The sequence below is a fragment of the Pseudomonas sp. ANT_H4 genome, from assembly GCF_008369295.1.
Lineage (GTDB): Bacteria > Pseudomonadota > Gammaproteobacteria > Pseudomonadales > Pseudomonadaceae > Aquipseudomonas.
In genome coordinates this window covers 191,967-211,934 of the sequence record NZ_VOBG01000001.1, presented here as the reverse complement: position 1 = coordinate 211,934, position 19,968 = coordinate 191,967, and the positions used below count along the sequence as shown (strand labels likewise).

Here is a 19,968-nt window from a genome sequence, read left to right as displayed (position 1 = left end):
GGATTTATCCAGACAAGGATAGGTCGTAAGATGCCCGCACCACTGGTAATCGAAGCTGATCCCCCATGGCACCACGAGTAAAGACCAGCGAGCGCATCGTGCAAACCAGCCTGGAACTGTTCAACCAGCAAGGCGAGCGCAGTGTCAGCACCAACCATATCGCCGCCCACATGGAGATTTCTCCGGGTAACCTGTACTACCACTTCCCCAATAAGCAGGCGATTATCGCCGTGCTGTTTCGCGAGTACGAAGCCCTGGTCGACAGTTTCCTGCGCCCACCTCAAGGCCGTGCCGTGACCGTCGAAGACAAGCGTTTCTACCTGCAAGCGGTGCTGGCCGGCATGTGGCGCTACCGCTTTTTGCACCGCGACCTGGAACATCTGCTGGAAAGCGATCCGGAACTGGCTACCGGCTACCGGCGTTTTTCTCAGCGTTGCCTGATTCAGGGCGGCGCTATCTACAAGGGTTTTGTCGACGCCGGCATCCTGAACATGAACCCGGTGCAGACGGAGGCCCTGACCCTCAATGCCTGGATCATCCTTACCTCCTGGGTGCGTTTTTTGTGCACCACCAACGAAAACTCAGCGCACCTGAGCGCCGAGGCGATTAAGCGCGGGGTGTATCAGGTGCTGGTGCTGGAAGCCGGGTTTGTCACGCCGCAGGCTTTGGATGCGGTGGATGCACTGTTCAAGGAGTTTTACGTGCCGCTGAGCCAGGCACTGGAAGACGTGAAGTAGAACCTTTCTGACCTATTCATGGGAGTCCACTATGCCGCTTGCCCAATTGATCAGCCCCCAGCAACTGGCCGAACGCCAGAAGACCGGTGCACTGGTGATCCTGGATTGCCGCTTTGCCCTGGAAGACCCGGATTACGGTCTTTGCAGCTATGCCGAAGGGCATATCGAAGGCGCCAGCTTTGCTGACTTGGAACGAGACTTCAGCGGGCCGGTGACCAAGGGCGTGACCGGGCGCCATCCGCTGCCGGCGCCAGACACGTTGGTCGGGCAGTTGCGGGCTTGGGGCGTTAATGGTGACAGCGATGTGGTGCTGTACGACGACGGCCCCGGTGCATTTGCCGCCCGTGGTTGGTGGTTGCTGGCCTGGCTGGGCAAGCGCGATGGCGTGTTTATCCTCGATGGCGGCCTGAAAGCCTGGCATGCCGCCGGTTTACCGCTGAGCCTGGATGCACCGGTGATTGAAGTCGGGACGTTTACGGGTGCGCCTGACAATCGCTTGCTGCTGGACGCCGAGCACCTGCAAAAGCGTCTTGGCGAGCCGGGCCTGACCTTGATCGACGCCCGCGCCCAGCCGCGTTTTCGCGGTGATGTGGAACCCCTTGATCCGGTGGCCGGGCACATTCCCGGTGCGCAATGTGCCGCGTTCAACGAAAACCTGGGCAGCGATGGCCGCTTTCTGCCGGTCGATCAACTCAAGCAGCGCTTTGCTGACAAGCTTGATGGGCGCTCTGCGGATGAACTGGTGGCGTATTGCGGCTCCGGGGTGACGGCCTGCCACAACCTGTTCGCCCTGAGCCTGGCGGGTTATCCGTTGGGCAAGCTGTATGCCGGGTCGTGGAGTGAGTGGATTACCGATCCAAAGCGGATTGTTGCGACGGGCGACTGAGCAGCCAGGCCGGAATCCGCCGCTCTAGGTAGTACCCCGGCCGCTTCAGCGTGCCATCGACAAACCCCACATGGCCGCCCTTGGCTAGCAACTCGAACTCGGTGCAAGCCGACAGTTCGCTGGCCTCGGGAAGGCTGTGGGCGAATACGAAGGGATCGTCGGCGGCCTGGATAATCAGGGTCGGCGTGCGGATCGCGCCCAGGAAATACCGGCTGGAGGCCCGACGGTAATAATCCTCGGCGCTCAGGTAGCCATGCAATGGCGCAGTGACCCGGCCATCGAAGTCCCAGAAGGTGCGCATCTTTTCCAATGAGCCTAGGGCGGCGATGGCTTTCAGTCCTTCTTCACGGCCATCCTGGAGGAACTGGCGCTCCTTGACGCGGATGTAAGCCAGCATCTCGCGCATGAAATGCTTTTGGTACACACGAGAGAATCCCAGGCCAATGCGGTCTGCGCACTGATCCAGGCGAAATGGCACCGATACCGCCGCTGCGCCTTGCAGGCCGGAGTCTTCGCCGGTTTCTCCCAAATGCTTGAGCAGCACGTTGCCACCCAGGGAATAGCCCACTGCATACAACCGTGCTAACGGGCGCTTGCTTCGCAGGTGCGTAATGGCGGCGGCCAAATCTTCGCTGGCACCGGAATGGTAACTGCGGGCCAACAGATTAGGCTCGCCGGAACAGCCGCGCCAATTCAGCGCCACGCTGGCCCACCCTTGGGACGCCAGGGCTTTTTGCAGGCCAGCCACGTAGGGCGAATTGGAAGAGCCGGTCAGCCCGTGCAGTACCAACACCAAGGGCGCGTGCGGATCGTGCGGGCCGTGCCAGTCGAGGTCGAGAAAATCGCCGTCCTCTAGCCACAGCCGTTCACGCTGACGTTCGATATGAGTAGTCGGGCGCCACAGCGGCCCCCACAACGTTTGCAGGTGCGGGTTGCCGAGGCCGAAGGCTGGGGTGAAGCGGTCGGGAGAATGGGTCATGCAAATCTCTATGCCGAGCGGGCTTGTTGCGGCGAGCGGGCAAGCCCCCTCGCCACAAAAGAGGGCGCACCGTGCGTATTAAGCGCTCTCAGCCGTACGTTGCCACAACGCGTAATACACCCGCCCGGATCTTTGCTCCCGGTGCAGGCGCCAGGTGCCGGGCAGGCCGAGGGTAGACGGCGCGGTTTCGCTTTCGGTGTAGATCCAGGCGTTCTCGGCCAGCCACTGACGCTCTTCCAGTAGCGCGCAAACGGTCGGCAGCAGGTTCTGGTTGAACGGCGGGTCGAGGAACACCACGTCGAACTCACGAGCTTCCTGGGTTTCCAGGTAGCGCAGGGCATCGGCGGTCTGCACTTGCCCGGTGGTGCAGCGCAAGGTGCCCAGGTGCTCCTTGAGGCTGGCGACCGCTACGTTACTGGCGTCCAGCGCCTGGCCCAGGGCGGCGCCACGGGACAGGGACTCCAGGAACAGCGCGCCGCTGCCGGCAAACGGATCCAGCACCTTGGCGCCTGCAATATACGGCGCGAGCCAGTTGAACAAGGTTTCGCGCACGCGGTCCGGCGTCGGGCGCAGGCCTACTACGTCGGGGAAGCTCAGCTTGCGGCTGCCCCACTCTCCGCCGATGATGCGCAGTTGGCCCACACCGTTGTGGACGTTGTGGACAGGTTTTTTGGGACGCGATGGACTAGCCATTAATGCTCCGGAACCCCGAGCGGTTGCTCGGCAGGTTTATCAGTGGGGGGCGGTAGTGGCTTTTGCGCGGTGGTCGGGCCGGCGGTGACGATGACCATTTTGTCGCTGCTCAGGTGTTTATTCAGCGCGGTTTTGACTTGTTCTACCGTCAGGGCCTGGGACTGCTTCATGAAGTCTTCCAGGTAGTTGAGCGGCAGATTATAGAACCCCATGGCACCCAATTGCCCGACGATATCAGCGTTACTGGCGGTGGATAGCGGGAAGCTGCCGGCCAGTTCACGCTTGGCGTCGTCCAGTTCCTTTTGCGTCGGGCCGGTCTTGAGGTAATCGGCGAGGACTTCCTCGACCAGTCGCAAGGTGCCGCCGCTCATTTCGGCGCGGGTTTGCAGGTTGATCATGAACGGACCACGCACCTGCATCGGCGAGAAGCCAGAGTAAACGCCGTAGGTCAGGCCGCGTTTCTCGCGCACTTCACTCATCAAGCGGGTGCCGAAGCCACCACCACCGAGGATCTGGTTGCCCAGGGACAAGGCAGCGTAATCCGGGTCGGCGCGGTCGATGCCCAATTGGGCGAACAGCAAGTGTGTCTGTTTGGAGGGGAACTCAATGTGGCTGAGACCTGCCTTGGGGTCGACCGGTTGAGCGATTTTCGCCAGCGCCGGGCCCTTTGGCAGCGACGCGGACACCTTGGCGGCCATCGCTTCGGCGTCGGCACGGGACAAGTCGCCCACCACTGCAATCACCGCGTTGCCGGCGGCGTAGGCCTTGGCATGGAACTCACGCAGTTGTGCGAGGGTGATGGCAGGAACGCTCTGGGCGTTGCCTTCGCTCGGGTGCGCGTAGGGATGATCGCCATACAGGCGCTTGAACAGCTCGATACTCGCCAGTTTGGCGGGGTTCTGTTTCTGGTATTCGAAGCCGGCCAGCAACTGGTTTTTGATCCGCGCCAGGGAATCAGCAGGGAAGGTTGGTTTACCGATCACGTCATCAAACAGCGTCAGCGCGGCATCCCGTTTGTCGGCAGTACTTAGGCTGCGTAACGAAACCAGGGCCATGTCGCGGTAGGCGCCATTGCTGAAATCAGCGCCCAGGCCTTCAAAACCAGCGGCAATCTGGCCGACGTCCTTGCCCGGTACGCCTTCATTGAGCATGGCGTTGGTCAGCAGGGCCAGGCCTGGTGCATTGCCGTCCTGGCTACTGCCGGCGGCGAACAGAATGCGAATGTCGAACATCGGTAGTTCATGGGCTTCGACGAACAGCACCTTGGCGCCTTCGGCGGTGTTCCAGGTCTGTACGTTGAGCTGGCGGTTGGTCGGGTTCTTGCCGTCCAGTTCCGCCAGGGATTGCAGGGTGTTGGCAGCCTTGGCCTTTTCCAGCGCCTCACTGGCGACGGATTCGTCCGGGCGGCCGAAATACACCGCAACAGCGGCGACCAGGGTGACAACGATCAGGCCGGGAATAACCAAGCGGCTATTTTTGCGGTCACTCATGAGCGGTCTCCTCGGGCAAAACATGGGCGACGCTGAGACGTTCGCGGGTGAAATAGGTGCGGGCGGCTTTCTGGATGTCGTCGACGGTCACGCTTTGCAACTCGGCAAGCTCGGTGTCCATGAGCTTCCAGGACAGGCCGACGGTTTCCAGGGAGCCAATGGCCGTGGCCTGGCTGGTGATGGAGTCGCGCTCATAGACCACGCCGGCAATCACTTGGGCGCGGATACGCTCCAGCTCCTCAGCGGTCGGCGGTTTGGCCTTCAACTCATCCAGCAAGCGCCAGAGGCCGGCTTCGGCCTGGGCAACGGTCTTGTTCTTCTGCTGGTTCGGCGTGGCGCTGAGGGTGAACAGGCTGTCGCCGCGGGTGTAGGCGTCGTAGTTGGTCGAGGCGCCGGACACCAGTTCTTCGCCGCGCTCCAACTGTGTTGGGATGCGCGCGCTGTAGCCGCCGTCCAGCAACGCCGAGATCAGGCGCAGGGCGTTGACCGAGCGTTTGTCTTCGGCGGTGGCGATGCTTGGTACGTTGAACCCGAGGATCACGCTCGGCAGTTGGGTCTGCACATGCATGGTCAACAGGCGCTCGCCAGGCTCGGCCAGTTCCAGAGGGATTTTCGCCGGTGGCACGTCGCGTTTGGGAATTGGGCCGAAATAGCGTTGCGCCAGGGTTTTAACTTCATCCGGGGTCACGTCGCCGACCACCACCAGGGTGGCGTTGTTCGGCACGTACCAGGATTGGTACCAGTGGCGCAGCTCTTCGACCTTCATGCGATCCAGGTCAGCCATCCAGCCGATGGTTGGCGTGTGGTAGCCGCTGGCCGGGTAGGCCATCGCCTTGAAGCGCTCGTAGGCCTTGGACATCGGGTTGTCGTCGGTGCGCAGGCGGCGCTCCTCCTTGATTACCTCGATTTCGCGGCTGAACTCGTCGGCCGGCAGGCGCAGGGTGGCCATGCGGTCGGCTTCCAGTTCGAAGGCGACGCCCAGGCGGTCACGGGCCAGGACCTGGTAATAAGCGGTGTAGTCATCGCTGGTGAAGGCGTTTTCTTCGGCGCCGAGGTCGCGCAGGATCAACGATGCTTCACCGGGGCCGGTCTTGGAGCTGCCCTTGAACATCATGTGTTCCAGGGCGTGGGACAAACCGGTCTGGCCCGGGGTTTCATAGCTGGAACCGACTTTGTACCAAACCTGCGAAACCACCACTGGCGCACGATGGTCTTCGCGCACGACGACCTTGAGGCCGTTGTCCAGGGTGAACTCATGGGTGGGTTGTGGGTCGGCAGCCAAGGCTGAAAGGGGCAGACAAACTGTGCTGAGCAGCAGGCCTGCGGCGCGGCGGGCTAGAGCATTCATTCGTTTTTAAACCTGTTGGGCTGCCCGCTTGGTCTTAGCGTCGGCGGGCGAGGAGGTGCTAGGATACTGATCCGTTTTACTGGCGGCCACGGCTATAAGGCGCGAGGCATCCAAACCGTTTCGGATTCAGTCGTAGGAATAATGGAGTTGGCGGTAGTTTTCCCCGACGATCTTTGTTTTTTCGCCGATTTTATTGCTTAAGATCTATATTGAATCGATTTGTTGAGGCCGTGTTTACGCCTTACAAAATGTTGCGCATGAACAAGCTGGCTAAAAAACAGTCTGTTACGCATCGAATATTATTTACCGAAGCGCCACCTTGGCGCGTCGCTACCTTGAGATAGCCGTCCTCCATGTTTGGTTCCAACGACGACAAGAAGACCCCAGCTGCGGCTGGCGAGAAAAAAGGCCTGTTCGGATGGCTGCGCAAAAAGCCGCAGGAAACCGCCGTCGAACAGCCGCAAGTTCAGCCTGAGCCGATCCCTGAGCCGGTAGAAGCCGAGCCGATTGCCGAAACGCTGGTGCCGGTGGTGTTGCCCATGGCTGAGCCGGTATTGCAGCCGGTTGTTGAAGCCGTGCCGAAACCTGAGCCCGAGCCAGAGCACAAACCCTGGCTGGTCTTGCCGGTGGCGGAAGAGCCCGTAGCCTTGGTCGAAGACGAGCAGGCTGAACATGTGGTGCCGCCGATTCCGGCGTTGGAGCCCGTTCAGGTTGTGATTGAAGAGGTGCCGGTCGTTGAAGTGCCTGCCCTTGTTGTCGCCGAGCCTGCCCCTGTGCCAGTCGTCGCCCCAGTTGTGGTCGCGGCGCCAGCTGTCATCGAGCTCGCCGCCGATCCGGAGCCAGTCGCTGTCACCGTAGCCAGCAAAACCGGCTTCTTCGCCCGTCTGAAGCAAGGCCTGAGCAAAACCAGCGCGAGCATTGGCGAAGGCATGGCTAGCCTGTTCCTGGGCAAGAAAATCATTGATGACGAACTGCTCGAAGACATCGAAACCCGCCTGCTGACCGCCGACGTGGGCGTCGAAGCCACCGCCGTTATCATCCAGAGCCTGACCCAGAAGGTCGCGCGCAAGCAACTCACCGACGCGGATGCGCTCTACAAGTCGTTGCAGGCCGAGTTGACCGCTATGCTCAAACCGGTGGAACAACCACTGGTCATCACCCCGAACAAGCCGTTCGTGATCCTGGTGGTGGGCGTCAATGGCGCCGGCAAGACCACTACCATCGGCAAGCTGGCGAAGAAGCTGCAACTGGAAGGCAAGAAAGTCATGCTCGCCGCCGGTGACACCTTCCGCGCCGCCGCCGTGGAGCAACTGCAGGTCTGGGGTGAGCGCAACAAGATCCCGGTGATCGCCCAGCACACCGGTGCCGATTCGGCTTCTGTGATTTTCGATGCCGTGCAGGCTGCCAAGGCCCGCAACATTGATGTGCTGATTGCTGATACCGCCGGTCGCCTGCACACCAAAGATAATCTGATGGAAGAGTTGAAGAAGGTGCGCCGGGTCATGGGCAAGCTGGACGCTGACGCTCCCCATGAGGTTTTGCTGGTGCTGGATGCGGGTACTGGCCAGAACGCCATCAGCCAGGCCAAACAATTCCATCAGACGGTCCAACTGACTGGCCTGGCATTGACTAAGCTCGACGGCACGGCCAAGGGCGGCGTGATTTTCGCCCTGGCTAAACAATTCGGGCTGCCCATTCGTTATATCGGTGTTGGTGAAGGCATCGATGATCTGCGAACTTTTGAAGCCGAACCCTTTGTCCAGGCACTGTTTGCCGAGCGGGAGAGTTCATGATTCGTTTCGAACAAGTCGGTAAACGCTACGCTAACGGGCATGTCGGCTTGCATGAGCTGAGTTTTAGAGTGCGTCGCGGCGAATTCTTGTTCGTCACCGGTCATTCCGGTGCTGGCAAAAGTACCTTGTTGCGGTTGCTGCTGGCCATGGAGCGCCCAACCACTGGCAAGCTGTTGCTGGCGGGCCAGGACCTGGCGACCATCAGTAACTCGCAGATCCCGTTCTTGCGCCGTCAGATTGGCGTGGTGTTCCAGAATCACCAGTTGCTGTTTGATCGCACGGTGTTCAACAACATTGCCTTGCCGTTACAGATTCTCGGGCTGTCCAAGGCGGAAATCGTCAAGCGTGTGGATTCGGCCCTGGAGCGTGTGGCGCTGTCGGACAAGACCGATCTTTATCCCGGCGACCTGTCTACCGGCCAGCAGCAGCGCGTCGGCATCGCCCGCGCCATCGTCCATCGCCCGGCCTTGCTGCTGGCGGATGAGCCCACCGGTAACCTCGACCCACGTCTGGCAGCAGAAATCATGGGTGTTTTCGAAGACATCAACCGCCTGGGCACCAGTGTGCTGATCGCCAGTCACGACCTGGCGCTGATCGCCCGCATGCGCCATCGCATGCTGACCCTGCAACGCGGCCGCTTGATCGGTGACGGGGAGGCTGGCGTATGAGTGCTACACGCAGCCCTAAGGTTTCCGAACGTGTCGCGCCGAAACCGGCCGACCCGCAACCGCAGAAGAAAAAGAAACACGACGAGGACGACGGCCCAGACTTCAGCACCTTGCTGCATGCCTGGGTCGAAAACCACCGCGCCAGCCTGCTGGACAGCCTGCGCCGTCTGGGCAAGCAGCCGGTGGGTAGTTTTTTTACCTGCCTGGTGATGGCCGTAGCCTTGAGCCTGCCGATGGGTTTGTCGCTGCTGCTTAATAATGTCGAGCGCCTCGGCGGTTCCTGGCAGCGGGCGGCGCAGATTTCCCTGTACTTGCAATTGGACGCCAGTCCCGCTGAAGGCGAGGCTCTGCGCGAGCAGATCAAGAACATGCCGGGTGTGGCTGATGCCGAGTACATCAGCCGCGATCAGGCTCTGGAAGAGTTCCAGCAGCAAACCGGTTTGGGTGAGGCATTGAAAGAATTGCCGCAAAATCCGCTGCCGGGCGTGGTGCTGGTGACGCCTAATGAAGTCGACAAGCCGACCCTTGAAGCCTTGCGACAAAAACTGTCCGAGCTGCCCAAGGTGCAACAGGCGCAGCTTGATCTCGTCTGGGTCGAGCGCCTGGCGGCAATTCTCAAGCTGGGTGACCGGTTTGTCTTCGGTTTGACGGTACTTTTGGTTTCTGCATTACTTTTGGTGATAGGTAATACCATTCGTCTTCATATTGAAAACCGTCGCACAGAGATAGAAGTGATTAAACTGGTCGGCGGCACGGACAGCTATGTGCGTCGTCCATTTCTGTATATGGGGGCGTTGTATGGCTTTGGTGCCGGGATTCTGTCCTGGGGCGTCCTTGCGTTTGGCCTGGATTGGCTGAACGATGCGGTGGTCGGCCTGGCTGGTTTGTACGGCAGCGATTTTGCGCTGGCCGGCGTGCCGGCAGCCGATGGTCTGTCGCTCTTGCTTGGCGCGGTATTGTTGGGGTATATCGGTGCTTGGATTGCGGTCGCACGGCATTTACGTGAGCTGGCACCGAAGTAGTTAATGTCAGATTAACGTGGTTTTGTTTGTATTGACCGTATCAGCGGTTTAGGGAACTTGTCCTACGGTTCCCGGTCAATTTTCGCAGTGCTGAACTGCACGAGTTATGTGAGTCGGAGGTTTTTTCGTATGACCACTTCTTTGCAACCTGCTTATGCCTTGGTCCCGGGTGCGAACCTGGAAGCTTATGTGCACACGGTCAACAGCATTCCATTGCTGACGCCCGAGCAGGAGCGTGAACTGGCCGAGAGTCTCTACTATGAGCAGGATTTGGGGGCGGCTCGGCAGATGGTGCTCGCCCACCTGCGTTTTGTTGTACATATTGCCCGTAGCTATAGCGGCTACGGCCTGGCCCAGGCTGACCTGATCCAGGAAGGCAACGTCGGCCTGATGAAGGCGGTAAAGCGCTTCAACCCTGAGATGGGTGTGCGTTTGGTGTCGTTTGCCGTGCACTGGATCAAGGCGGAAATCCACGAGTTCATCCTGCGCAACTGGCGCATCGTGAAAGTGGCGACCACCAAGGCCCAGCGCAAGCTGTTCTTCAACCTGCGCAGCCAGAAGAAACGCCTGGCGTGGCTGAATAACGAGGAAGTCCATCGCGTGGCGGAAAGCCTCGGTGTGGAGCCTCGGGAAGTGCGCGAGATGGAAAGTCGCTTGACCGGCCATGACATGGCCTTTGACCCGGCCGCGGAAGCGGACGACGACAGCGCCTTCCAATCGCCGGCCAACTACCTGGAAGACCACCGGTATGACCCGGCACGTCAACTGGAAGATGCCGACTGGAGCGATAACTCCAACCACAACCTGCACGAAGCACTGGAAGTGCTGGACGACCGCAGCCGTGACATCCTCTACCAGCGCTGGCTGGCAGAAGAAAAAGCCACGCTGCACGACTTGGCGCAGAAGTACAACGTGTCGGCCGAGCGGATTCGTCAGCTTGAGAAAAGCGCGATGAATAAGCTGAAACTGTCGATCGCCGCTTAAAACGCTGCGAAAGACATAAAAAATGCCCCGATCGAAAGATCGGGGCATTTTTTTTGGTGCTGGAAACAATCAGTCGGCCCATGGCGCCTTACGCGAATTGCTCAGTTCATTCAGGTAACTGTCGCCACCCAACTGACTCATCTGCTGGCGAATCCAGGCGGCCCGTCGGGCTACATAAGCAGTCGGATGACTGGCGCTCCAAACCCGTGGGTTAGGCAGCACCGCCGCCAGATAACTGGCCTGCTGACGGCTCAGGGACTTCGCGCTCACGCCAAAGTGATGCCGTGCCGCCGCCTCCGCGCCAAATACCCCTTCATCCCACTCCACGCTGTTGAGGTACACCTCAAGAATTCGCTGCTTGGGCCAAAGAGTCTCGATCAGCCCGGTAAACCACGCCTCCAGCCCCTTGCGCAGCCAACTGCGCCCGGCCCACAGGAACAAGTTCTTCGACACTTGCTGGCTCAAGGTGCTGGCACCGCGAAGCGAACCGCCGCGCTCGTTATGCAGCAAGGCGGCCTGGATCGCACCAAAATCAAAGCCCCAATGCTGGGGAAAGCGCTGATCCTCGCCAGCCATCACCGCTACTTTCAGATCCTCGGAGATTTCATCCCACGGCACCCAGCTGCGCTGCAGGTCAATGGGTTCGCCGTCGAACCAGGACTCGACCTTGCGCTCGACCATCAACGCGGTTCCCGGTGGCGGTACCGCGCGAAACAGCAGCACCAGCAAAACGCTGCCGATGGCAAACCATTTCACGGCTTTGAGGAAACGACTGAAGAGGAGACGCAGCATAGAGATGGCTTGGCCGAACCGTTTGAGCGGGCCATTATACAGACCCTGCCCAATGAGTCTGACTGGAGTTCCTCATGCTGCGTGGCTTTCTGTTACTGGCTGCCTTTTTTGGTTTCACCGGTGTCGCCCTTGGTGCGTTTGCCGCCCACGGCCTGAAAAACCGACTGAGCGCCGACTATCTGGCGATTTTCCACACCGGCGTGACCTACCAACTGGTACATACCCTGGCACTGTTCGGCGTGGCTCTGCTGGCCGCGCACATTCCCGGTCGGCTGGTCACCTGGGCGGGCATGTCGTTTGTCGTCGGCATCCTGCTGTTCTCCGGCAGCCTGTACCTGCTGACGCTGACCGGCATCAGCAAACTTGGGATCATTACGCCGTTCGGCGGCTTGGCGTTCCTGATTGGTTGGCTGTGCCTTGGCCTGGCTGCCTGGCGCTTGCAACTCTCGGCTTAAAGCTTGCCGCTTGCAGCTGACGAAGGGCCTTGGGTCGGCAAGGCCGATCGAGCTAGAATGCTGGCCCCTAAAAACGATGGCGGCCTGCGGCATGCGCATTCAGTTGAACGGCGAACCCTTTGAACTGCCCGACGGTGAAACCGTTGCGACCCTGCTGACCCGTCTGGACTTGACCGGACGCCGCGTCGCAGTGGAGCTCAATCAGGATATCGTCCTGCGTAGCCAGCACGCCGAGACCGCGCTCACCGAGGGTGACCAGGTCGAAGTGGTCCACGCTATCGGCGGCGGCTAGCCGTTCGCCCGGCGCGTAAGCGCGCCACCCCGCATTCTGCAGAACCTCACCCCAACAGAGGATTTCCCATGAGCATCGTTCGTAGCGACAAGCCCTTCGTCCTGGCCGGTCGTACCTACCAGTCGCGTTTGCTGGTAGGCACCGGCAAGTATCGCGACATGGAAGAAACCCGCCTGGCCATCGAAGCCTCGGGCGCCGAGATCGTCACGGTTGCCGTGCGCCGCACCAATATCGGCCAGAACCCGGGCGAACCGAACCTGTTGGATATCCTGCCGCCGGATCGCTACACCATCCTGCCGAACACCGCCGGTTGCTACGACGCTATCGAGGCCGTGCGCACTTGCCGCCTGGCCCGTGAACTGCTCGACGGCCACAACCTGGTGAAGCTGGAAGTCCTGGCCGACCAGAAAACCCTGTTTCCCAACGTGATCGAAACCCTCAAGGCCGCTGAAATCCTGGTCAAGGAAGGCTTCGACGTGATGGTCTACACCAGCGATGACCCGATCATCGCCCGTCAACTGGCGGAAATCGGCTGTATCGCCGTGATGCCGCTGGCTGGCCTGATCGGCACTGGCCTGGGGATCTGCAACCCTTACAACCTGCAGATCATCCTCGAAGAAGCCAAGATTCCTGTGCTGGTGGACGCCGGTGTCGGTACCGCCTCCGACGCCACCATCGCCATGGAGCTGGGCTGCGAAGCGGTGCTGATGAATTCGGCCATCGCCAACGCGCAGCAACCGATCATGATGGCGCAAGCCATGAAGCACGCCATTGTCGCCGGTCGCCTGGCGTACCTCGCCGGGCGTATGCCGAAAAAACTTTACGCCAGCGCCTCCTCGCCGCTGGATGGTCTGATCAAGTAAGAGCCATTGATGACTGAATCAAACGAAACGCCGAACCCTGTGGAAGAAGGCGAAGAGCGCCAGCACCGCCGCATCAAGAGCTTCGTGATGCGCGCTGGGCGCATGACTGAAGGCCAGCAAAAGGGCCTGGAGCAGGGCACGCCGCTGTTCGTCCTGCCCCTGGCCGACGCGCCGGTGGACTTCGACCAAGTGTTTGGCCGTTCGGCCCCGCGCTCCCTGGAAATCGGCTTCGGCATGGGCCACTCCCTGCTGGAAATGGCCGCGGCCTCGCCGGAACAGGACTTTATCGGTGTCGAAGTGCACCGTCCGGGTGTCGGTGCGCTGCTCAACGGCGTGCTCACCCAGGGCCTGACCAACCTGCGGGTCTACGACTGCGACGCCATTGAAGTGCTCAACCGTTGCATCGCTGACAATAGTCTCGACCGCCTGATGCTATTTTTCCCCGACCCATGGCACAAGAGCCGTCACCACAAGCGCCGCATCGTCCAGGCTTCCTTCGCGGAGCTGGTACGCAGCAAGCTCAAGGTCGGCGGCATCCTGCATATGGCCACCGACTGGGAACCGTACACCGAGTACATGCTGGAAGTCATGGACGTCGCCCCCGGCTACCGCAACCTGGCCGAAGACGGCAAATGCGTCCCGCGTCCGACCGAACGGCCGATCACCAAGTTCGAGCGTCGCGGCGAGCGACTGGGGCATGGGGTTTGGGATATGAAGTTCGAGAAGCTGTCTTAATCAGCTAGAAAGCTGAAATGCAATCAAATGTGGGAGCAGGCAAGCCAGCTCCCACATTTTTTTTGTGTTGGGTTTGAGGTCAGCGTCGATCCGCTACAACCCCAATCAACACCAGCACCACCAACAACACTGGCGCCAGGCTGTAGTTGTTGAACTGGCTCAGCCCCCGAACAATCCACGGTGTGGCGTAGATCAACGCGGCGCCACTGCCGATCATGCACACCAGGGCCATCAGCGGTACGCGCAACGCGCCTGCGATGCTGCCCATGCGGGCGTCGACCCAGCCCTTGATGTCGGCGCCAAACACCACCAGCAGGCAGCCGACGAGGGCCAGGGAGATTTCCGACAGGTTGCTGCGGCTCCAGCGGGATACGGTGGCGAGCAGGTCGAGTACCAAATCCATTCGATTTCCTTAGAGCTATCAGCTCAAAAACTTCTGCAGCAGGTCATTGAGAAAGAGTTGCCCGCGGTCGGTGGCCGCCAGGCGTGACGGTTCGACCTGCAATAAGCCACTTTGTTCTGCCTCGCGGCGGGCTTCACTGAGGCTGGCCAGGTCCAGGCCGGTGCGCTCGGTGTAGAGCCTGGCTTCGACGCCGTCGGTGAGGCGCAGGGCGTTCATCAGGAACTCGAACGGCAACTCATCATTGGTCAGTTCTTTCGAGCCGGCCTGGAAGTTCTTTGCCGGGTTGAGGTAGTCCTTGGGCAGGCGGGTTTTCCAGGTGCGCACGATGCGCCCGTCTGGATGGCTGAGCTTGCCGTGGGCGCCGGCGCCGATGCCGATAAAGTCGCCGAAACTCCAGTAATTGAGGTTGTGCCGCGCCGGCCGGCCCGTCTGGGCGTAGGCCGAGACTTCATACTGGGCGTAACCGTGTTCGGCCAGCAGGGCTTGGCCTGCCTCCTGGATATCCCACAAGGTGTCGTCTTCCGGCAGTGTCGGCGGCTGGTTCCAGAACACCGTGTTGGGTTCCAGGGTCAGTTGATACCACGACAGGTGTGTGGGCTTGAGGGCAATGGCCTGGCGCAGGTCGTCCAGGGCGTCATCCAGGGACTGATCGGGCAAGCCGTGCATCAGGTCCAGGTTGAAGTTGTCGAACCCTGCCTGACGCGCCATACCGGCGGCACGTATGGCTTCGTCACCATTGTGGATTCGGCCCAGGGCCTTGAGTTTTTCCTGCTGGAAGCTCTGGATGCCAATGGACAGTCGATTGATTCCCAGCTTGCGATAAGCCACGAACTTCTCTTGCTCGAAGGTTCCGGGATTGGCTTCCAGGGTAATCTCGATGTCGCAGGCAAACGGGATACGTTGTTCCACGCCCTTGAGCAGTCGGCCCAGCGCGGTTGCGCTGAACAGGCTGGGGGTGCCGCCGCCGAAGAAGATCGAACTCAGTTCGCGGCCGTAAACGGCGTGCAGGTCCTGATCAAGGTCAGCCAGCAAGGCATCGACGTACTCTTCTTCCGGCAACACGGGGCTGGCGGTGTGGGAGTTGAAGTCGCAATAGGGACATTTACGCACGCACCACGGGATGTGGATGTACAGCGCCAGGGGCGGCAGGTGAGGCAGGGCCGCCCGAGGTGTTTGCGCGCCACCGAGGATCAGTGGCTGCGCAGAGGTGTTCTGGATCATTTCAGGCCCAGACGCTGGCGCAGCAAATCCATTGCACGGGCGCGGTGGCTGATCTGGTTCTTGTCTGCCGGACTCAGCTCGGCACTTGAGCAGTCGCGCTCTGGTACCCAGAACAGCGGGTCATAACCAAAACCGTGGGCTCCGCTGGCTGTATGCAGGATACGCCCGTGCCACAGGCCTTCGCAGAGGATCGGCAACGGGTCGTCAGCGTGACGCACCAAGGCCAGCACACAGACGAACTGTGCGCCGCGCTCAGCGTCGGGCACGTGCTTGAGTACGTCCAGCAGCTTGGCGTTGTTCGCCGCATCGCCTTGGCCATCGGCATAACGGGCTGAATAAATGCCCGGCGCACCGCCAAGAAAGTCCACCGCCAGCCCCGAATCGTCTGCCAGGGCCGGCAGGCCCGAGATGCGCGAAGCATTGCGGGCCTTGAGGATGGCGTTCTCGACGAATGACAGGCCGGTCTCTTCCGGCTCGACGGTGCTGAACTCGCCAATCGAGCGCAGTTGCACCGACTCGCCGAGCATGGCCTGGAGTTCTTTGAGTTTGCCGGCGTTATGGCTGGCCAGTACGAGTTGCGTGAGGTTCATTATTCGGCCGGAAACAGTTCTTGGTTGAAACTGAAACCGTGGGCTTTGCCGCCGGTTTCAACGTTGATGGTAAAAACCCGGATTTCTTGCTGGGGCACCGGGTATTGGGCGAGGTAATAAATCGCCCCCCTTTCAGTAATCTGCTTGAAGCTCAGAGGCACGCTCTTGCCGCTCAACTCTTTGATCGTACCGCTGACCTGCGCGGTTAACGGAGTGCCGCCCTTGATCACAGAAACGTTGATCACGCCCTGCTGCTTGCTGCGCACCAGCTCAACCGCCTGGGCCACATCGGGTTGCAAAAAGGTGGAATTGAAGGTGCTGTAGTGAACGGTGATATCACCAAACACTTCCTTGCGCTCACCCTTGATAACATCGGCGGCCATGGCCGTGACGCTTAGGCACGCGGTGAGTAGAAAAACAGCCAGGCGACTCATGATCGTCCTCCTTAAATAGGGTTGTTAGATGGCAATCTGATGGTCTGTCAGGCCTGGACTGCTGACCCGGTAAATCCCGATCTCACCCAACAGATTAGGCCATAGCTTACTGGCCCACCCGTGGCGGTGCTGTTGGTCGACAGCAAGGCGGTTGATGACTTTGGCTTCGCGCTCACTGCACAGCGCTTCGAAATCCTCGAAGGTGCAGAAGTGGATGTTCGGCGTGTTGTACCAAGTGTACGGCAGGAAATCTGACACCGGCATCCGGCCCTTGCTGGCCAGGTACCAGCGGCAGCGCCAGTGGCCGAAATTGGGGAAGGTGATGATGCACTGGCGGCCTACCCGCAACATTTCGTCGAGAATCCGGTCCGGGTAGTGCACGGCTTGCAGGGCCTGAGTCATGACGACGATATCGAAACTGTTGCTGGCGAAGTTGCCCAGCCCCTTGTCCAGGTCCTGCTCGATGACGTTGATACCCTTGGCCACGCACTGGGCAATGTTGTCCGGGTCGTTTTCCAGGCCATAGCCGGTGACTTGCTTGTTGTCCCGCAGCCAGCTCAGCAGTTCGCCATCGCCGCAACCCAGGTCGAGCACGCGGCTGCCGGCGGGGATCCAGTCTTGGATAATTTCCAGGTCGGCTCTCATGGCGTTCTCACAGTTTTATGCGGTTCATGTAGTGGGTGAACGCTTGCAGGTAGCGCGGGATCGGGATCAGGAAGGCGTCGTGGCCCTGCGGTGCGTCGATCTCCAGGTAGCAGACGTCTTTCTTCGCAGCCATCAGTGCATCTACCAGCTCCCGCGAACGGGCCGGGGAGAAGCGCCAGTCGGTGGTGAACGACATTACGCAGAACTTGGATGTGGCATTGGCGAAGGTTTTCGCCAGGTCATCGTCGAAGTTCGCCGCCGGGTCGAAGTAGTCCAGGGCCTTGGTCATCAGCAGGTAGGTGTTGGCGTCGAAACGCCCGGAAAACTCTTCACCCTGATAGCGCAAGTAACTTTCGACCTGGAACTCGACGCTGTGGAAGTCGTAGTTGAGCTTCTCGCTCTTCAAGCCACGGCCGAATTTCTCGCCCATGGAGTCATCCGACAGGTAAGTGATGTGTCCCACCATCCGCGCCAGCATCAGCCCGCGCTTGGGGATCACGCCAGCTTCCTGGAACGAACCGCCATGGAACTCGGGGTCGGTGAGGATCGCCTGGCGTGCCACTTCGTTGAAGGCGATGTTCTGCGCCGACAACTTGGGCGCTGAGGCAATGGCCAGGCAATGGCGCACCCGATCCGGATAAGTGATGGTCCATTGCAGGGCTTGCATGCCCCCCAGGCTGCCGCCGATCACCGCTGCCCATTGGCCGATGCCCAGCAGATCAGCGAGGCGCGCCTGGCTGTGGACCCAATCTTCCACGGTCAGTACCGGGAAGTCGGCGCCGAACGGTCGGCCAGTCTCCGGATTGAGGCTGCTGGGGCCGGTTGAACCGTTGCAACCGCCGAGGTTGTTCAGGCTGACCACGAAGAACTTGTTGGTGTCGATAGGCTTGCCAGGGCCGATGCAGCTGTCCCACCAGCCGGGCTTGCGCTCGTCGACGTTGTGGAAACCGGCTGCGTGATGGTGGCCGGACAGGGCATGGCAGATCAGCACGGCGTTGCTGGCCGTGACGTTCAGTTCGCCATAGGTTTCGTAGATCAGGTCGTAGGCTGGCAGCGAACGGCCGCAGGCCAGGGCCAGCGGTTCGCTGAAGTGCGCCACTTGTGGCACGACCAGTCCAACAGAATCGGGGGGAAAGGCAGTTGGCATCGACCCTGCTCTCGTTTAAATGAGGCGTAAGTCTAAAGAGCGGGGGCCTCAGCGGCAAGCGATCAGGCCGGGCGCACCAACCCCGGTAAGTCAGGAAGCTTTTTAGGCGCCTTCAGCCGAACCCGTTTCTGCCGATTCAGCTCTCCGCTGATCAGGCTGACCTGGCTTTTAGGGATGCCAAAGGCCTTGCCCAGAAACGCCATCAGGTAGGCATTGGCCTTGCCCTCCACCGGCGGGGCGGTGAGGCGGATTTTCAGGCGTTCGCCGTGCAGGCCCGCGAACTCGTTGCTGCGGGCTGCAGGTTGCAGGTGACAATCCAGAATCAGATCGTCACCGTCCCAGCGGAAATAGCTCATCAGATAAGCAGGCGCAGGATGTCCGGCATTTGGGTCATGGCCGCCAGATTGTTGATCACCAGCATATCCAGCAGCTTGAGCGTCATGAAGGCGAGGATCGGCGAAATATCCAGGCCGCCCAGGTTCGGCAGAATCTTGCGGAACGGCGCCAGGGCAGGCTCGCAGATCTGGTTGACCAGTTCGGCGCCAGGGTTATGGCTGCCCGGTGCGACCCAGGACAGGATCACACTGATGATCAGGGCAAAGAAGAAGATCTTCAGAAACAGCGCGGTCACACCGATCAGGGACCAGGCCACCAACTGCAGGAAATTGCCGGTAGTGCCGTAGGTCAGCAGCAACGTCAGGGCCATCAACGCCAACTGCACCAGAATCGCCAGTACCAGCGAGGACATGTCCAGGCCGAACAGGCTCGGGATCACTCGGCGCAATGGCTTGAGCAGCGGCTGCGTAGCCTTCACGGCGAATTGGCAGAGTGGGTTGTAGAAGTTTGCCCGTACCAGTTGCAGGACAAAGCGCAACAGCACGATCAGCAAGTACAGACTGCCGAGGGTTTGCAGCACGTAGACGGCTGCGGTGTTCAAACCAATCATGTTGGCTCCTTATTGACCTAGTTGTTCGGCCATCTCGGCCGAGCGGTGCGCGGCGGCGCCCAATGCTTTTTCCACCAGGGCTTCAAAGCCCCCGGCCTGGAACGATTCGATCGCAGCTTGTGTGGTACCACCCGGCGAGGTCACGCGATGGCGCAGTTCGGCGGCATCGACATCACTCGCCACCGCCATGTGCGCGGCGCCCAGCGCGGTTTGAAGGGTCAGTTGCTCGGCAGTTTCCCGAGGCAGGCCAAGCTTCACGCCGGCGGCGGTCATCGCTTCAATCAGCAGGAAGAAGTACGCAGGACCACTGCCGGATACGGCGGTGACGGCGTCCAGTTGTTGCTCTTGTTCCAGCCACAGGGCGATGCCGACAGCCGACAACAGCTCTTGCGCCTGATCACGTTGTGCCGCGTTAACTTCGCTGGTGGCATACAACCCGCTCACACCCTGACGCAGCAGCGCCGGGGTATTGGGCATGCAGCGCACAATCGGCTGGGCCCCGAGCCAGTTGTTCATGCTGGCACACGTGATGCCGGCGGCGATGGACACCACCAGTTGATGGGGTTTGAGGCTCGGGCGCAGGCTTTCGCACACGGCTTTCATGGCCTGTGGCTTGACCGCCAACACGATCACGTCGACGCCTTGAATGGCCTCGGCGTTGTCGGCGAAGACTTCGATGCCGTGTTCAGCGCTGACGCGGGCGCGGGTCTCGGCGCCGGGGTCGCTAGCGCGAATCCGGTCCGCTTCCAGGCCCTTGGCCCGCAGGCCGCCGATCAGGCTGGCCGCCATGTTACCAGCGCCGACAAAGGCAATACGCGTGTTGCTCATGACAGGTCCTTACTCAG

At 60.6% G+C, this 19,968-nt stretch carries 24 protein-coding genes; 10 read left to right on the top strand and 14 right to left on the bottom strand.

What is annotated here, in order from left to right:
• Positions 1 to 65: 65 nt before the first annotated feature.
• Together FQ182_RS01020 and FQ182_RS01015 are read left to right on the top strand one after the other, a co-directional pair.
• A complete protein-coding gene (locus tag FQ182_RS01020; RefSeq protein ID WP_149412227.1) occupies positions 66 to 737 on the top strand; it encodes a TetR/AcrR family transcriptional regulator in 672 nt (223 codons plus the stop codon).
• 31 nt (positions 738 to 768) lie between these two features.
• Positions 769 to 1,623, top strand: coding sequence for a sulfurtransferase (locus FQ182_RS01015; RefSeq protein ID WP_149412226.1), 855 nt, complete (start codon positions 769 to 771; stop codon positions 1,621 to 1,623).
• Here FQ182_RS01015 and FQ182_RS01010 read toward each other — a convergent pair.
• The 4 genes from FQ182_RS01010 to FQ182_RS00995 all read right to left on the bottom strand — a co-directional run bounded on the left by FQ182_RS01010 (position 1,586) and on the right by FQ182_RS00995 (position 6,133).
• A complete protein-coding gene (locus FQ182_RS01010) occupies positions 1,586 to 2,602 on the bottom strand; it encodes a hydrolase (RefSeq protein WP_149412225.1) in 1,017 nt (338 codons plus the stop codon). The genes FQ182_RS01015 and FQ182_RS01010 overlap by 38 nt on opposite strands.
• A 78-nt stretch (positions 2,603 to 2,680) precedes the next feature.
• Positions 2,681 to 3,295, bottom strand: a complete 615-nt coding sequence (gene rsmD / locus FQ182_RS01005; protein WP_149412224.1) for a 16S rRNA (guanine(966)-N(2))-methyltransferase RsmD — start codon at positions 3,293 to 3,295, stop codon at positions 2,681 to 2,683.
• The gene (locus tag FQ182_RS01000) at positions 3,295 to 4,785 is read right to left on the bottom strand and encodes a pitrilysin family protein (protein ID WP_149412223.1); all 1,491 of its coding nucleotides are present in this window, start codon (positions 4,783 to 4,785) and stop codon (positions 3,295 to 3,297) included. The genes rsmD and FQ182_RS01000 overlap by 1 nt, the downstream gene beginning before the upstream one ends.
• Positions 4,778 to 6,133, bottom strand: a complete 1,356-nt coding sequence (locus FQ182_RS00995) for a pitrilysin family protein (protein WP_133102455.1) — start codon at positions 6,131 to 6,133, stop codon at positions 4,778 to 4,780. Before FQ182_RS00995 ends, FQ182_RS01000 begins: the two co-directional genes overlap by 8 nt.
• Positions 6,134 to 6,486: 353 nt before the next feature.
• Between FQ182_RS00995 and ftsY the strand changes: the two genes are divergently transcribed.
• From ftsY to rpoH, 4 genes are all read left to right on the top strand, one after another.
• Positions 6,487 to 7,926, top strand: coding sequence for a signal recognition particle-docking protein FtsY (gene ftsY, locus FQ182_RS00990; protein WP_149412222.1), 1,440 nt, complete (start codon positions 6,487 to 6,489; stop codon positions 7,924 to 7,926).
• Entirely contained in the window at positions 7,923 to 8,594 is a 672-nt protein-coding gene (gene ftsE, locus FQ182_RS00985; RefSeq protein ID WP_149412221.1) for a cell division ATP-binding protein FtsE, read from the top strand. The genes ftsY and ftsE overlap by 4 nt, the downstream gene beginning before the upstream one ends.
• The gene (gene ftsX / locus FQ182_RS00980; RefSeq protein ID WP_149412220.1) at positions 8,591 to 9,616 is read left to right on the top strand and encodes a permease-like cell division protein FtsX; all 1,026 of its coding nucleotides are present in this window, start codon (positions 8,591 to 8,593) and stop codon (positions 9,614 to 9,616) included. Before ftsE ends, ftsX begins: the two co-directional genes overlap by 4 nt.
• 129 nt (positions 9,617 to 9,745) lie before the next feature.
• Positions 9,746 to 10,600: an RNA polymerase sigma factor RpoH gene (gene rpoH, locus FQ182_RS00975; protein ID WP_003176698.1), complete on the top strand. Its 855-nt coding sequence runs from the start codon at positions 9,746 to 9,748 to the stop codon at positions 10,598 to 10,600.
• Between the two features lie 69 nt (positions 10,601 to 10,669).
• On the opposite strand, the gene mtgA is transcribed toward rpoH, so the two are convergent.
• Complete coding sequence (gene mtgA / locus FQ182_RS00970; RefSeq protein ID WP_149412219.1) at positions 10,670 to 11,392, bottom strand: monofunctional biosynthetic peptidoglycan transglycosylase; 723 nt, start codon at positions 11,390 to 11,392, stop codon at positions 10,670 to 10,672.
• Between the two features lie 74 nt (positions 11,393 to 11,466).
• Between mtgA and FQ182_RS00965 the strand changes: the two genes are divergently transcribed.
• The 4 genes from FQ182_RS00965 (at position 11,467) to trmB (ending at position 13,737) form a co-directional block, all read left to right on the top strand.
• Complete coding sequence (locus FQ182_RS00965) at positions 11,467 to 11,847, top strand: DUF423 domain-containing protein (protein ID WP_133102450.1); 381 nt, start codon at positions 11,467 to 11,469, stop codon at positions 11,845 to 11,847.
• Between the two features lie 91 nt (positions 11,848 to 11,938).
• Complete coding sequence (thiS, locus tag FQ182_RS00960) at positions 11,939 to 12,139, top strand: sulfur carrier protein ThiS (RefSeq protein ID WP_178114366.1); 201 nt, start codon at positions 11,939 to 11,941, stop codon at positions 12,137 to 12,139.
• A gap of 68 nt (positions 12,140 to 12,207) precedes the next feature.
• Positions 12,208 to 13,002 (top strand): thiazole synthase, encoded by a 795-nt coding sequence (locus FQ182_RS00955; RefSeq protein WP_149412217.1) that lies wholly within the window; start codon positions 12,208 to 12,210, stop codon positions 13,000 to 13,002.
• Positions 13,003 to 13,011: 9 nt separating this feature from the next.
• Positions 13,012 to 13,737, top strand: coding sequence for a tRNA (guanosine(46)-N7)-methyltransferase TrmB (gene trmB / locus FQ182_RS00950; RefSeq protein ID WP_149412216.1), 726 nt, complete (start codon positions 13,012 to 13,014; stop codon positions 13,735 to 13,737).
• 79 nt (positions 13,738 to 13,816) lie between these two features.
• On the opposite strand, the gene FQ182_RS00945 is transcribed toward trmB, so the two are convergent.
• The 9 genes from FQ182_RS00945 to proC form a co-directional block, all read right to left on the bottom strand.
• Positions 13,817 to 14,140, bottom strand: coding sequence for a DUF3392 domain-containing protein (locus tag FQ182_RS00945; protein WP_133102446.1), 324 nt, complete (start codon positions 14,138 to 14,140; stop codon positions 13,817 to 13,819).
• 18 nt (positions 14,141 to 14,158) lie between these two features.
• Positions 14,159 to 15,361, bottom strand: coding sequence for a radical SAM family heme chaperone HemW (hemW, locus tag FQ182_RS00940; protein ID WP_149412215.1), 1,203 nt, complete (start codon positions 15,359 to 15,361; stop codon positions 14,159 to 14,161).
• On the bottom strand, positions 15,358 to 15,954 hold the full coding sequence (gene rdgB / locus FQ182_RS00935) for an RdgB/HAM1 family non-canonical purine NTP pyrophosphatase (protein WP_149412214.1): 597 nt from the start codon (positions 15,952 to 15,954) through the stop codon (positions 15,358 to 15,360). The genes hemW and rdgB overlap by 4 nt, the downstream gene beginning before the upstream one ends.
• Positions 15,951 to 16,385, bottom strand: coding sequence for a DUF4426 domain-containing protein (locus FQ182_RS00930; RefSeq protein ID WP_149412213.1), 435 nt, complete (start codon positions 16,383 to 16,385; stop codon positions 15,951 to 15,953). The genes rdgB and FQ182_RS00930 overlap by 4 nt, the downstream gene beginning before the upstream one ends.
• A gap of 24 nt (positions 16,386 to 16,409) precedes the next feature.
• On the bottom strand, positions 16,410 to 17,030 hold the full coding sequence (metW, locus tag FQ182_RS00925; RefSeq protein ID WP_133102442.1) for a methionine biosynthesis protein MetW: 621 nt from the start codon (positions 17,028 to 17,030) through the stop codon (positions 16,410 to 16,412).
• A gap of 7 nt (positions 17,031 to 17,037) precedes the next feature.
• A complete protein-coding gene (locus FQ182_RS00920) occupies positions 17,038 to 18,177 on the bottom strand; it encodes a homoserine O-acetyltransferase (RefSeq protein ID WP_149412212.1) in 1,140 nt (379 codons plus the stop codon).
• A 62-nt stretch (positions 18,178 to 18,239) separates the two neighbouring features.
• Positions 18,240 to 18,533: a DUF167 domain-containing protein gene (locus FQ182_RS00910; RefSeq protein WP_133102440.1), complete on the bottom strand. Its 294-nt coding sequence runs from the start codon at positions 18,531 to 18,533 to the stop codon at positions 18,240 to 18,242.
• Positions 18,533 to 19,123, bottom strand: a complete 591-nt coding sequence (locus tag FQ182_RS00905) for a YggT family protein (protein ID WP_149412211.1) — start codon at positions 19,121 to 19,123, stop codon at positions 18,533 to 18,535. Before FQ182_RS00905 ends, FQ182_RS00910 begins: the two co-directional genes overlap by 1 nt.
• 9 nt (positions 19,124 to 19,132) lie before the next feature.
• Positions 19,133 to 19,951, bottom strand: coding sequence for a pyrroline-5-carboxylate reductase (proC, locus tag FQ182_RS00900; protein WP_149412210.1), 819 nt, complete (start codon positions 19,949 to 19,951; stop codon positions 19,133 to 19,135).
• Positions 19,952 to 19,968: the final 17 nt, after the last annotated feature.

Coding starts and splice junctions, on each gene's coding strand:
- FQ182_RS01020 (WP_149412227.1), top strand. CDS start 66: ATGGCACCACGAGTAAAGACCAGCGAGCGCATCGTGCAAACCAGCCTG.
- FQ182_RS01015 (WP_149412226.1), top strand. CDS start 769: ATGCCGCTTGCCCAATTGATCAGCCCCCAGCAACTGGCCGAACGCCAG.
- FQ182_RS01010 (WP_149412225.1), bottom strand. CDS start 2,602: ATGACCCATTCTCCCGACCGCTTCACCCCAGCCTTCGGCCTCGGCAAC.
- rsmD (WP_149412224.1), bottom strand. CDS start 3,295: ATGGCTAGTCCATCGCGTCCCAAAAAACCTGTCCACAACGTCCACAAC.
- FQ182_RS01000 (WP_149412223.1), bottom strand. CDS start 4,785: ATGAGTGACCGCAAAAATAGCCGCTTGGTTATTCCCGGCCTGATCGTT.
- FQ182_RS00995 (WP_133102455.1), bottom strand. CDS start 6,133: ATGAATGCTCTAGCCCGCCGCGCCGCAGGCCTGCTGCTCAGCACAGTT.
- ftsY (WP_149412222.1), top strand. CDS start 6,487: ATGTTTGGTTCCAACGACGACAAGAAGACCCCAGCTGCGGCTGGCGAG.
- ftsE (WP_149412221.1), top strand. CDS start 7,923: ATGATTCGTTTCGAACAAGTCGGTAAACGCTACGCTAACGGGCATGTC.
- ftsX (WP_149412220.1), top strand. CDS start 8,591: ATGAGTGCTACACGCAGCCCTAAGGTTTCCGAACGTGTCGCGCCGAAA.
- rpoH (WP_003176698.1), top strand. CDS start 9,746: ATGACCACTTCTTTGCAACCTGCTTATGCCTTGGTCCCGGGTGCGAAC.
- mtgA (WP_149412219.1), bottom strand. CDS start 11,392: ATGCTGCGTCTCCTCTTCAGTCGTTTCCTCAAAGCCGTGAAATGGTTT.
- FQ182_RS00965 (WP_133102450.1), top strand. CDS start 11,467: ATGCTGCGTGGCTTTCTGTTACTGGCTGCCTTTTTTGGTTTCACCGGT.
- thiS (WP_178114366.1), top strand. CDS start 11,939: ATGCGCATTCAGTTGAACGGCGAACCCTTTGAACTGCCCGACGGTGAA.
- FQ182_RS00955 (WP_149412217.1), top strand. CDS start 12,208: ATGAGCATCGTTCGTAGCGACAAGCCCTTCGTCCTGGCCGGTCGTACC.
- trmB (WP_149412216.1), top strand. CDS start 13,012: ATGACTGAATCAAACGAAACGCCGAACCCTGTGGAAGAAGGCGAAGAG.
- FQ182_RS00945 (WP_133102446.1), bottom strand. CDS start 14,140: ATGGATTTGGTACTCGACCTGCTCGCCACCGTATCCCGCTGGAGCCGC.
- hemW (WP_149412215.1), bottom strand. CDS start 15,361: ATGATCCAGAACACCTCTGCGCAGCCACTGATCCTCGGTGGCGCGCAA.
- FQ182_RS00930 (WP_149412213.1), bottom strand. CDS start 16,385: ATGAGTCGCCTGGCTGTTTTTCTACTCACCGCGTGCCTAAGCGTCACG.
- metW (WP_133102442.1), bottom strand. CDS start 17,030: ATGAGAGCCGACCTGGAAATTATCCAAGACTGGATCCCCGCCGGCAGC.
- FQ182_RS00920 (WP_149412212.1), bottom strand. CDS start 18,177: ATGCCAACTGCCTTTCCCCCCGATTCTGTTGGACTGGTCGTGCCACAA.
- FQ182_RS00910 (WP_133102440.1), bottom strand. CDS start 18,533: ATGAGCTATTTCCGCTGGGACGGTGACGATCTGATTCTGGATTGTCAC.
- FQ182_RS00905 (WP_149412211.1), bottom strand. CDS start 19,123: ATGATTGGTTTGAACACCGCAGCCGTCTACGTGCTGCAAACCCTCGGC.
- proC (WP_149412210.1), bottom strand. CDS start 19,951: ATGAGCAACACGCGTATTGCCTTTGTCGGCGCTGGTAACATGGCGGCC.